Annotated in this window: 11 protein-coding genes; 9 read left to right on the top strand and 2 right to left on the bottom strand. The window is 53.5% G+C overall.

Going from position 1 to position 11,754, the window contains the following annotated elements:
- The first annotated feature begins 25 nt into the window (after positions 1 to 25).
- The 5 genes from glmM to ACESLK_RS24865 all read left to right on the top strand — a co-directional run bounded on the left by glmM (position 26) and on the right by ACESLK_RS24865 (position 6,206).
- Positions 26 to 1,366, top strand: a complete 1,341-nt coding sequence (glmM, locus tag ACESLK_RS24885) for a phosphoglucosamine mutase (protein WP_373232429.1) — start codon at positions 26 to 28, stop codon at positions 1,364 to 1,366.
- Positions 1,367 to 1,820: 454 nt separating this feature from the next.
- Positions 1,821 to 2,048 (top strand): hypothetical protein, encoded by a 228-nt coding sequence (locus ACESLK_RS24880; protein WP_373232428.1) that lies wholly within the window; start codon positions 1,821 to 1,823, stop codon positions 2,046 to 2,048.
- 161 nt (positions 2,049 to 2,209) lie between these two features.
- Positions 2,210 to 4,042: a glutamine--fructose-6-phosphate transaminase (isomerizing) gene (gene glmS / locus ACESLK_RS24875; RefSeq protein ID WP_373232427.1), complete on the top strand. Its 1,833-nt coding sequence runs from the start codon at positions 2,210 to 2,212 to the stop codon at positions 4,040 to 4,042.
- A 151-nt stretch (positions 4,043 to 4,193) separates the two neighbouring features.
- Entirely contained in the window at positions 4,194 to 4,754 is a 561-nt protein-coding gene (locus ACESLK_RS24870) for a helix-turn-helix domain-containing protein (RefSeq protein WP_373232426.1), read from the top strand.
- Between the two features lie 216 nt (positions 4,755 to 4,970).
- On the top strand, positions 4,971 to 6,206 hold the full coding sequence (locus tag ACESLK_RS24865; RefSeq protein ID WP_373232425.1) for a CynX/NimT family MFS transporter: 1,236 nt from the start codon (positions 4,971 to 4,973) through the stop codon (positions 6,204 to 6,206).
- 50 nt (positions 6,207 to 6,256) lie between these two features.
- Here the strand turns inward: ACESLK_RS24865 and ACESLK_RS24860 are convergent, their stop codons facing one another.
- Positions 6,257 to 7,165 carry an SRPBCC family protein gene (locus ACESLK_RS24860; protein WP_373232424.1) on the bottom strand — a complete coding sequence of 303 codons (909 nt, stop codon included), beginning with the start codon at positions 7,163 to 7,165 and terminating at the stop codon, positions 6,257 to 6,259.
- Positions 7,166 to 7,169: 4 nt separating this feature from the next.
- Positions 7,170 to 7,685: a MerR family transcriptional regulator gene (locus ACESLK_RS24855; protein ID WP_373232423.1), complete on the bottom strand. Its 516-nt coding sequence runs from the start codon at positions 7,683 to 7,685 to the stop codon at positions 7,170 to 7,172.
- 247 nt (positions 7,686 to 7,932) lie between these two features.
- On the opposite strand from ACESLK_RS24855, the gene ACESLK_RS24850 reads away from it, so the two are divergent.
- The 4 genes from ACESLK_RS24850 to ACESLK_RS24835 form a co-directional block, all read left to right on the top strand.
- Positions 7,933 to 9,693: a Rieske (2Fe-2S) protein gene (locus ACESLK_RS24850; RefSeq protein WP_373232422.1), complete on the top strand. Its 1,761-nt coding sequence runs from the start codon at positions 7,933 to 7,935 to the stop codon at positions 9,691 to 9,693.
- A gap of 181 nt (positions 9,694 to 9,874) precedes the next feature.
- The gene (locus ACESLK_RS24845) at positions 9,875 to 10,258 is read left to right on the top strand and encodes a DoxX family protein (RefSeq protein ID WP_373232421.1); all 384 of its coding nucleotides are present in this window, start codon (positions 9,875 to 9,877) and stop codon (positions 10,256 to 10,258) included.
- 68 nt (positions 10,259 to 10,326) lie between these two features.
- Positions 10,327 to 11,514 carry an NAD(P)/FAD-dependent oxidoreductase gene (locus ACESLK_RS24840; protein ID WP_373232420.1) on the top strand — a complete coding sequence of 396 codons (1,188 nt, stop codon included), beginning with the start codon at positions 10,327 to 10,329 and terminating at the stop codon, positions 11,512 to 11,514.
- Positions 11,515 to 11,570: 56 nt separating this feature from the next.
- On the top strand, positions 11,571 to 11,754 hold a 184-nt coding region (locus tag ACESLK_RS24835; protein WP_373232419.1), incomplete at its 3' end, for a sigma factor.

Genomic DNA, 11,754 nt, shown 5'->3' with positions numbered 1-11,754 from the left:
GAGCAGAAGGAGCAGGTATCGGGATATGGGGAAATATTTTGGAACGGACGGCGTGCGCGGGGTCGCGAATCAGGAGTTAACGCCGGAATTGGCTTATCGGATCGGTCGTTGCGGAGGCGTCGTCCTCGCGGGCAAGGTCAAGCGCCCGAAAGTGTTGATCGGCATGGACACCCGTATCTCGGGTCAAATGCTGGAGAGCGCTTTGACGGCAGGCCTGCTGTCCATCGGCGCAGACGTCGTAAGGCTTGGCGTGGTCAGCACGCCGGCGGTTGCATACTTGACCCGAACGATGGGAGCGGATGCGGGCGTCATGATCTCCGCTTCGCACAATCCGGTGGCGGATAATGGAATTAAGTTTTTCGGCGGCGACGGCTACAAACTGCTGGACGAGACCGAGGCGGAGATCGAGCGGCTCATGGATGCGGCGGAAGATACGCTGCCAAGACCGATTGGCGGGGACATCGGCTCGGTGACGTCCGATAAGGGCGCGAAGAGCCTGTATATCGACTACTTGAAGTCTACGGTAAGTCATTCGTTCGCGGGCGTAAAGCTGGTGCTGGACTGCGCTCACGGGGCGGCCTACGAGCTGGCGCCGGAAATTTTCCGGGCTCTGGGGGCGGAAGTGATCGCCTACGGAGCCGAGCCGAACGGCCTGAACATCAACGAAGGCGTCGGCTCGACGCATCCCGAGATGTTGGCGGCGAAGGTTAAGGAGCACGGGGCCAATCTGGGCCTGGCGTTCGACGGAGACGCGGATCGGCTGATCGCGATCGACGAGAACGGCGAAGAAGCCGACGGCGATTACATTCTGTGCATTTGCGGCGACGCGATGAGACGCGCGGGCAAGCTGGCGAAGGATACGATCGTGACGACGGTCATGGCGAACATCGGCTTCTTCAAAGCGGCTGAAAAGCTGGGACTGAAGACGTCCAAGACGGCGGTCGGCGACCGTTACGTGATGGAAGAGATGGTGAACGGCGGATACAACCTGGGAGGCGAACAGTCGGGTCACGTCATCTTTCTGGATCACAGCACGACTGGAGACGGCATCTTGACGGGCTTGCAGCTGCTCGACACGATCGTCGCATCCGGCAAGAAGCTCGGCGAGTTGAAGCAGATGATGCGCAAGTATCCGCAAGTGCTCGTGAACGTACGGGTGGCGGACAAATCCCGCTATCCGGGCAATCAGGCGATCGCGGCGGCCGTCTCGGCCGCCGAAGAGGCGCTGGGAGACAACGGACGCGTGCTCGTGCGTCCTTCCGGCACGGAGGCGCTTATCCGCGTTATGGCCGAAGGGCCGGAGCGGGAGGAAATCGAGCGTCATGTCGCCTCGATCGTGGATGTCGTTAAGGCGGAGCTGGTGTAGCATTGGAGAGATAGGTCGCGCGATGGCGCGCGCAATAGAGGGCGTTCCTTTCCAGCAGGAGGGGGACGCTCTTATCATTTTTACAAGCGATTCGTTCGATGGGAGGGAAAATGTAGAAAAACGTCATTTCCAAGGAAATAATTGCGCCCAAGTTGCATCATCCCCGCAAAACGAATAAGATATAGGAATAGATTCTGGAATGGAAGGGCAGGGTAGAGTGAAATAGGCAACAAAAGCGCCAGAACTTGTTGAAAGATGGGGAGACGCGGAAGAGCAAAGATCAGGGACGGGAAAGCTGATCCGAGCGGGAAACTTCGGCGGAGAGCCATAAGGATGCAAGTTGACGAGGTGGAGGTGTTCGAAACGTTCGGCGGGGACCTCCCGGCTCACCATCGGAGCCGACAGCCGGAACTCAAAACGCTCAGGGCAACCGGGCGAACAAAATTCCGGCACGATGTCGATAGTACCACGCTCGTGGAACGAACCAGACCTGCCCGGCGGCCTGTTACCGGTCGCTTTGAGGGGCATGACGTGGGAAGATGGGGGAGAGCTGGCCCCTTTATTTACGATTGTCGTGGATGGGAGTCAGCTCTCCTTACCAGAATCGTCTCCGACAAAAACGCGATTCTCTGAATCGGAGACGCCAAAGGCGTTTTTGCTTGGTGATTTCAGAAAGTATTAAATTCGCTATACTTTTCTGAAACACCTTCGACAAAAACTCGATTTTGCGTCTGGAGGACGCTAAAGGCGTTTTTGCTTGGAATACGGCATGTGCTGCTCATTCGGCCCGGTTGCGGGAACTCGGAAAGCGTCGAGAACCCATAAACGGAGGCTTATATAATTATGTGCGGAATCGTTGGATATATTGGATATAGAGAGTCGCAGCCCATTCTGATCGAAGGGCTTAAGAAGCTGGAGTACCGGGGATACGACTCTGCCGGCATCGCTGTGCAGACGGAGCAAGGCTTGGAAGTGACGAAGACGGTAGGGCGCTTGGCTAATCTGGAGAGCCGGTTAAGCGGAGATCCGCTGCGCGGAACGGTCGGTATCGGGCATACGCGCTGGGCGACCCATGGCAAACCGTCGGACGTCAACTCCCATCCGCATACGGATAATTCGTTGAAGTTTTCCGTCGTTCATAACGGCATTATTGAAAATTACTTGGAGCTCAAGGAAGAGCTCGTGCAGGCGGGGCATCGTTTTCTGTCGGAGACGGACACGGAGGTCATCTCGCACCTGATCTCCGTCGAGTATGACGGGGACATCGTGAAGGCCGTTCAGCGCGCGGTCAAGAAAATGAGAGGCGCGTTCGCGCTCGGCGTGCTGACCGAGTACGAACCGGATCGACTCGTCGCCGTGCGTTACGCAAGTCCGCTCATTATCGGAGTCGGCAACGGGGAGAAATATATCGCGTCGGACATCCCGGCAATTCTCGAGCATACGCGCGACATTTACATCTTGAACGACGGCGAGATGGCCGTGCTGACCCGGGATGCGGTGGAGCTGCTGACGATCGAGGGCAACTTTATCTCGAAGGAGATTTTCCACGTGGATTGGGATCTGATGACGGCGGAGAAAGCGGGCTTCGACCACTTCATGCTGAAGGAAATTCACGAGCAGCCGAGAGCTTACCGCGACACGATGCTGGGTCGGATCAGCGACGACGGTCGTTCCGTGGAGCTGCCCGAGCTGAAAATGATGGCCGAACAGTTGAAGGGCATCAATCGCGTGCATATCGTCGCTTGCGGTACGGCGCTTCATGCCGGACTCGTCGGCAAAAACGTCATCGAATCGCTCGTACGCGTGCCCGTCGAGACGGACGTCGCGTCGGAGTATCGCTATCGTTCGCCGATTATTACGCCCGACACGCTCGTCATCGTCGTCAGCCAATCGGGCGAGACAGCCGATACGCTGGCCGCGCTTCGCGAAGCGCAGCGCTGCGGGGCCAGGGTTCTGGCGATTACGAACGTCGTGGGCAGCTCGGTCGCTCGCGAAGCCGACGATGTGATCATTACCCTCGCGGGACCGGAGATCGCGGTCGCTTCCACCAAAGCGTACTCGTCGCAACTGATCGCCTTCTTCCTGTTGGGACTTTACTGGGCTCAGACGGTTGGCGCGCGGGATGAGGCCGCTGTCGCTCAGGTGCTGGCCGCGATGCAAGCTCTGCCGGAGCAGGTCGAGAAAATTCTCGCTCAGGCCGAAGTGATCAAGGAAGTCGCGGAATCGATCTCTCATCACAGCAGCCTGTTCTTCATCGGACGCGGCGTCGACTACGCGGTGGCGATGGAAGGCTCGCTGAAGCTGAAGGAAATTTCGTACATCCATTCCGAAGCCTACGCGGCGGGAGAGCTCAAGCACGGCACGCTGGCGCTGATCGAGGAAGGCACGCCGGTTATCGCGCTCTTGACCCAAGAGGATCTGTACGAAAAGATGCTTAGCAACATTAAAGAAACGAAAGCGCGCGGCGCCCACGTCCTCGGCATCGTCAACGAAGGCCAGGAGCAGGAGGTCGCCAAGTCGGTCGATCGCCAGTTGGCGATCCCCCGTACGCTGCCTTTGCTGACTCCGGCGCTGTCGGTCATTCCGCTGCAGCTGCTGTCCTACTACGCCTCCCTCGCGCTGGGGCATGACGTGGATAAGCCGCGGAACTTGGCTAAGAGTGTTACGGTGGAGTGAGTTTGGGGAATTGATTTGGCTGCTGCTATGCTGTCAAAATTCCAAATGGGGCTGCCTGCGGGTAGCCCTGTTTTCTTTTAAGGAATCGTATGGAAACGAATCTAGATAAATAATATACTAGCTATAACTGTTTTTTGTTGAGGTGATACTAATGGATGGAATAGATGAATCCAAAGAACTTGTATTACAAATCGGCGTCGCCTTGAAAAAGTACAGAAAAGAAAAAAGCATGAGCTTAGACGACTTATCAGAGCTAACAGGCGTAAGCAAACTTACTCTGGGGAATATCGAACGTGGCGAGACAAATCCAACTTTGGCGATAATATGGAAAATTTCAAAAGGGATATCTTTACCGCTATTGGCTTTGTTCAAATCAAAAGACTCTGCTAGTTTGTATCGAGCAGGCGAAGGACTGCGGTTTTCTAATGATCAAAAAAATTGGATCATTGAACCAGTCTTTAAGAGTAACGATATTGAAATGTGTCGGGCTTACTTACAGCCAAATAGCTCGTATCAGCCTGAAGGTCATCATGTGAATACAACTGAAATTGCAACAGTCATGACGGGGTCCATTGAAATTCAAGTCAATGGAGAGATTTACACATTGAATCAATATGATACGATCAGTTTTCGTGCAGATTGTCCTCATTCTTATACCAATCATACGGATAGCGAAACAGTGCTCCATATATCCTTAAAGTACGATTTCTAAAGTCGAAAATTCCATTTATTAAATACAACTCTGAATTCCATGACGGGAATTTAGAGTTGTATTTTTGTTTTTAGATGAAATAAAGTATGTTATAAAATATTTATTGATAAAAATAATATACTATAATATACTTTGTTTAATCGCGCGGATGTATTGCTTTTTTTCAATCAGCAGGCAGCAAATAATACGTAAGAATTCAGGAAGGAGAAATTAAGAATGCCGAACGAACAAAATAATAAATCCGTACCATCCTCTATAGGGCTGATTATTCTCGGCATTATTGTAATTGCAGCTAATTTACGTACTCCCTTAACATCAGTCAGTCCTTTAGTGGGTCTAATAAGGGATGACGTTCATATTTCAAATACGTTAGCAGGCCTTATCACAACGGTACCCTTGCTTGCATTTGCTTTATTATCGCCTCTAGTACCAAAATTAGGACAAAGGTATGGGGTTGAACGTATCATTTTTTTTGCCCTAATCTTTCTGACTGTTGGTATTGGAATACGTTCTTTATCTGGCGCAGCTAATTTGTTTATTGGGACAGCAATTCTTGGATTTGCAATTGCCGTATGTAATGTATTATTGCCAAGTATAATCAAAAGGGATTTCCCAAATAAAATTGGCTCCATGACAGGCGTTTACTCCATTTCAATGAGTTTATGTGGAGCAATCGCATCGGGAATCAGTGTGCCTCTAGCCGTGAACGCAGGTCTAAAATGGCAGGGTGCATTGGGAATATGGGGGATTCTAAGCTTTGTATCGATCCTCTGTTGGTTACCCCAATTAAGAAATCAAACGAAGCAAACAACCACGACGAGTCAACGAATGGCCAGCAATGATGTGAATGTTTGGAAATCCCTCATTGCCTGGCAAGTAACCTTGTTTATGGGTATACAGTCCATGGTTTTCTATGTGTTGATCGCATGGTTGCCTGAAATTTTAAAGCAGCAAGGAATTTCTCCAAATCAATCAGGATGGTACCTCTCGATCATGCAGTTAGTTATGCTTCCATTTGCCTTTATTGTCCCCGTTATTGCTGGGCGCATGTCTAGCCAACGGTTGTTAGTGGTCATTACAACCATTTTGCTTTTGACGGGAACGATTGGACTTCTTTACGGAAGCTCCAATATGATTCTGTTGTGGATCACCATGCTCGGAATTGGTGGAGGCTTCGCCTTTAGTTTGTCTATGATGTTTTTCGGGTTACGTACTGAAAATGCGCATCAAGCAGCGAAACTGTCTGGCATGGCGCAATCGATCGGATATCTTTTTGCCGCAGTCGGTCCTGCTCTAATAGGATATCTGCATGATGCGACAAATAGTTGGAACCTGCCACTTTTCATTCTGCTTGGCGCTGCGGTCTTGCTCTTTTTAGTCGGTATAGGAGCAGCAAGAAACCGTTTTGTAGGTCGCCGAAATAGTTACGAGCTGCTACTACGGAAAGGATGATATATAGGTTTGACAAAATTAGGGTGACCATTGCAGTTACTTTACTATTACTATACGCGGTGTCCCTCTAGCACAGCCCGAAGACGGTCCAGGTTCTGCTCGTTGCAGTCCGGGCAATACGATTTCACTTGCTCGAATATCTTCTCGTCTTTGAACTGCTGACGGAATGTCACCTGCGTCCGACCGCCCTTCTCGGTAAAGGTCGCCGTCAACCGGAACTCAGGAGCGCCTTGATGCTCCAGTACGATACGCTCTCCCGGCTCGATCTCGATGAACTTGTTCTCGTTCGGATAATCCTGGCCGTCCGGTCCGTGAAAGGTAAAGCGCCAGAAGCCGCCTTCGCGGAAGTCGAATTCGCGGAACGTGCTCGTGAAGCCGTTTGGCCCCCACCACTGCGTCAGCAGCTCTGGCTGCGCCCAAGCCCTGTAAACCTCTTCCCTTGGGGAGTCGTACCAGCGCGCATGAGCAAACTCCAATTCGCCGGGAGCCAGGTCGGCGCAGTCCTCCGCCGCAACGGCTTCGCTCTGAGCAAGCGAATTGCCCAGCAGCTCCAGCAGTTCCCTCGATCCGTGTTCCCGATTCTCCACCGCATCGAACCCATCGAAGAAGGCGCCTTGCTCCGTAAAGGTCAGCTTCGTGCCGCCATCCGCGTCTGCAAGCTCAATCGTCGTAATGGATACCGAGAACCGCACGCCGTTAAGGTCCATCACGTACGTATAAACAATCCGCTCGAGCGGCACAATCTCCTGATAAGTCGCGTCGAACGTGAACACTCTGCCGTCCGGCGTTTCGCCGCTGCTGAATTCCCGTCCGCCTACCCGGAATTCAAACACTTCCGGCTTCGTGAACCAACGCGCTTTGGCTTCAGCGTCAGCCATTGCTTCGTACACCTGCTCCCTGGATGCCGGATACGTTTTTTCAATTACGAATGTTCCGTGGTTTACAAATTTTTCTTTCATGATCTTAATCCTCCTTGTTTTCTTCTTTTTTATGGTTTGTTTTGTCATCTCCGCCCGCTAAGAACATCCCTAGCAGGCCCAAACGTTGCTCCCAGCTTTGTCGACGATTCAGGATCGGCTTCTCGTAGTCGTTCTTCATCGCTTGCAGCAGCGTGGTGAAATCGTCGACCGTCACCTGCTCCTTTCCTTTCATCAGCCTAGACACGTGTCTCAGTTGATCCAGCAGCTTCTGCTGCCGCCGGATTTGCTCCTGCACCCGCTCCATCTGCAGGCCGACGACCTCGAGCGGGTCAATTCCGCGGCCCGACAGCGCCGCCTTCACTTCGTCGAGCGACAGACCCAACTCCTTCAGCGATACAATTCGATAGAGCCGCGACAAGTCCTCGTCGTCGTAGAGCCGATGTCCCGATTCCGTGGCAGCCGACGGCGAGAGCAGCCCGATCTGGTCGTAGAAGCGCAGCGTACGCACCGTTAGCCCCGTCAGCTTGGCCAGATCCCCGACCTTCCAATATCGTTTCATTGATCATCTCCGTTCCTTATCGCTAGCTCGATCACCGGTAGCCTCAGTATAAAACCTTACGTTACGTAAGGTGCAAGTGATTTGTTCATTTTTTTCCTTAAAATAAAAAGAGCCTTGCAGAAGCGCTCCAGCGGCAGTCTATCAGTTACCAGTTAGTTATATCGTCATAGAAATGGCATTGTTTCGCATCAAGTATTAGATTAGAATTAATACAAAGAAAAAATAATTCAAAAAGGGAGGAAAAGCAATGCGAACAGAGGAATGGATATCTGCCGGAACGCTGGATCAACTGAAGTCTGACGGCGCCAAAGTCATCAAAGGGGGAATCGCCGTATTTGCCCATGAGGACGGAGCGGCGGCAGTAGACAATCGCTGCCCGCACCTCGGATTTCCACTCCATCTGGGAAGTCTCTGCGAAGGAATATTGACTTGCCACTGGCATCATGCGCGCTTCGACATCTGCAGCGGCGGTACGCTCGATCCTTGGGCGGACGACGCGCTGGCTCACGACGTCAAGATCGAGAACGGAGAAGTATGGGTCAACGCAGCTTCTCGGCAATCCATGAGTGTTGAGAAGTTGACTCAGCGATTGCGGGAAGGCTTGGAGCAAAACATCGGCATCGTCATCGCCAAATCGGTCGTCGGCCTGATCGAAGCAGGCGTGTCCGAGAACGAAATTGCGAGAATAGGCATTCTGTTTGGGACATCGCTAAGCAGCGGCTGGGGCAGCGGCTTAACGATCTTGACCGCTATGCGCAACGTTCTTCCGAAGCTCGATAAGCAAGGTCGTATCCTCGCCCTATATCACGGCCTGGTGCACGTTGCCCGGGCAGGAGCCGGCCGCTCTCCCCGCTGGCTGCTCGGCCCGCTGCCGTCCGCGGACGCTTCACTCAAGCGGCTTTCTGATTGGTATCGCAGCTGCGTGGAAGTACGGGATTCGCAAGGCGCGGAGAAAGTGCTGCTGACCGCGGTTGCTGCTGGCATGTCGCCGGATGATATTGCGGACATGCTGCTTATTGCCGCCACGGACCATTTCTATCTGGACGGAGGGCATACGTTCGATTTTCATAATAAAGCGTTCGAAGCGCTGGATGCGCTTGGGCCGGACACCGCCGAATCCATTCTCGCCTCGCTTACGCCCTTGATGAGAAACCCGTCGCGCAGCGAAGAACAGCATCATTGGCAATCACCGGTCGATCTGGTCAAGCCGCTTAAGCAGGCATTCGAGCGACTAAAGCACGGAGATTTGTCCCGCCTATCAGCAGATTCCGGCGTTTCGTTTGATGAAGACGCTTTCGTAGAGAAGCTGCTCGGCGATCAGCCGCTTGCAACGATTCAACAAATTTCCGAAGCGCTGCTGGTAGGCGTTGCTCCTGCCCGGCTGGCTAGACTGATTGCTCTGGCGGCTGCGGAGCGCATTGCTCGCTTTCACACCCAGAACGACTTTGGGGATTGGCTGGCCGTGCTGCATACGTTCACTTACGCTCATGCCGTGCACGAAAGGCTGCTGCGCTCGAAGGAGCCCCTGCTGTATCGTGCGCTGTTCTACGGAGCGATCGCGATTTATCATGACCGCTTCTTGAACGTGCCGCGGGCTCCAAAGCCGAGGAAGGACGAATATCGGGAAGGCATGGCTGAAGCGTCGACCGATGACTTCCTGTCTCTGCTGGACCGGCGGCAGCAGGTGGAAGAGGCGGCCAGTTGGGTTGCCGCCTACTTGGATTCGGGCCGCGACCATGGACCGCTGCTCAATGCGCTCGGCCACAGCTTGCTGCGCGAAGACGCCGAATTTCATTCTTTCCAAATGTACGAGGCCGCTGTCGCGGAATACGACCACTGGCGTTCCTTGAAAGGAACCGAGGCTTTAGCCGATCAAGCCGCGGATACGATGCTGATTGCATGCGCCCGCTATCTGGCCGCCCATGCTCCGACGGCGAGAGAGCTGCCGCATACGGCTCGCATTGCTTGGCGGCTGCATCGCGGAGAGCGGCTCTTCGAATCCGAATGAAGAGAGAGCACATGAAGTAGTTTCCTGAAGGATCAATATTTACAGATAGTATGGAGTCGCACCCGATGACCCTTGATTAGGTCATCGGGTTATTTCGATTTTCATATTCGTTCATTTCCAATGTCACAAATTAGAGCCTTACCTTGTTATATGTGCAAAACGTAAAGGAGCTGAGGAAAACATGAACCTCGCACTATGGATCGCAACCGGGCTGCTCGCCTTAGTAGCCTTGGCCAGCGGCATTAGCAAGGCATTCATTCCCAAGGAGAAACTGGCCCAGTTCCCTGCCGGGGAATGGGTCCAAGACGTTAGCGTCGGCTTCCTCAAGACTTTGGGCATCCTCGAGATCCTGGCTGCGGTAGGCTTGATCCTGCCCGCCGTAATCGACATCGCGCCGATCCTGGTTCCGGTGACTGCCGTCTGCTGGGTGCTGGTGATGATCGGCGCGATCATCACCCACCTCCGCCACGGCGACAACAAATCAGTGGTGGCGAACCTGATCTATCTCGCGCTGGCCGTATTCATAGCGTGGGGCCGCTTCGGACCCGAGTCCTTCATCGGCTGACCGATCGCAAGGCACGATGCTCTGTGACGCTCACGGTGTGCTTTGCAACGTAAAGGAGCTGAGAAAAAATGAACGATTTGACATGCATCGTCATCGGAGGCGGCCATGCAGGGCTTCAAGCTCTCAAAGCAATCAAGGAAACGACCCAAGGCATGATGAACGGACGGCGGATTCGGTTTGTTCTGATCGACAATCAGCCCGGTCATGTGCGTAAAATGCTGTTGTTCCGGCCGGCCGTTGGCGAGGAAGAGATTATGATTCCCTGGACGCATTGGTTTCCAGAGGGAGTCGAATTCGTGCAAGGCGCGGTTACGTCCGTGGAAAGCGGGGAGAAACGGATTTGTTATAGGGATACGCAAGGAAAGGATGCCCAAATCCGTTATGATCTTCTGGTCGTGGCGGTCGGCAGTATCGTTCGGCGACCGGATCCCGATCAGGGCGGCGTCGCCTTAACCGATCCGTATACCGCGGCAGACATCCGGGAACGTTGGCGTGGCAATCTGAGGAAGGCTGCTGACGAGACGAACCCTGAAGAACGAAAGCGACTAATGACAGTCGCGGTTGGGGGAGCGGGCATCAGCGGCATTGAGACGTCCGCCGAGCTGGCGCTCGCCATGCGGAAGGAAGCAGCGGCTCTTGGACTGAAGGCGTCCGATATCTCCGTTTATTTGCTGAATGCGCAGGATCGGCTGTTCCAGGATGGGCCGGAGATCGTGGGACGTAAGTTAGAGCAGACGCTTAACGGTAGTGGAGTGTCCGTGCTTCACAATTGTAAGGCGATGCGGGAGGAAGCAGGAGCAGTGACGCTCTCTAATGGCGATCGTCTGCCTGTTAGCCTATGTATATGGACGATCGGTCTGATCCCGAATCCGGCTCTGCGCAGCATGGGCTTGCCTCTTACTTCTGAAGGTCAAGTGCTGGTGGATGAGTGCTATCGCGTCCAAGGGGCGCCGGGTGTGTACAGCATTGGCGATTGTGCGAGAATCTTTGATCCGAGAGACGGCAAGGCCGATCAGATGACGTGCAAAGAAGGCGGGATTCAGGCGGATCGACTGGGGAAAATCGTGATGGCCGATCTAGAGGGCCGCCCCGCCCCGGTTCACAAAAAGCTCCCATTGGATTTCTACTGCATTGGCCTGGGGGAAAATCGCGGATTGGTGTGGGGACGCAAGTGGGGACTTAATATGATTATAACGGGGAGGCCTGCATGGAAATTCAGGAATATTGCATGGAAGGCGGGCAGTAAGCTACTGTAGAATCAAAGAGACCAAGCTTGCAGTATGTTAACAGTCCGGAGAAGGTGAGACGGCGAATGGAAGAACTGTACGATCAATATAAAGCGCTGTTGTTCACGCTGGCTTATCAGCTGACAGGATCTGTGGAAGATGCGGAAGATGCGGTGCAGGACGTGTTTTTTAAGTCGTTCGACGTACATCCCGAACGGTTGGAGAAACCGAAGGCGTATTTGTGTAAAATGGTCACCAATCACTGCCTCA

Origin of the sequence: Cohnella sp. (assembly GCF_041640265.1) — a bacterium.
Lineage (GTDB): Bacteria > Bacillota > Bacilli > Paenibacillales > Paenibacillaceae > Cohnella.
This window is presented reverse-complemented; position numbering and strand designations above follow the sequence as displayed.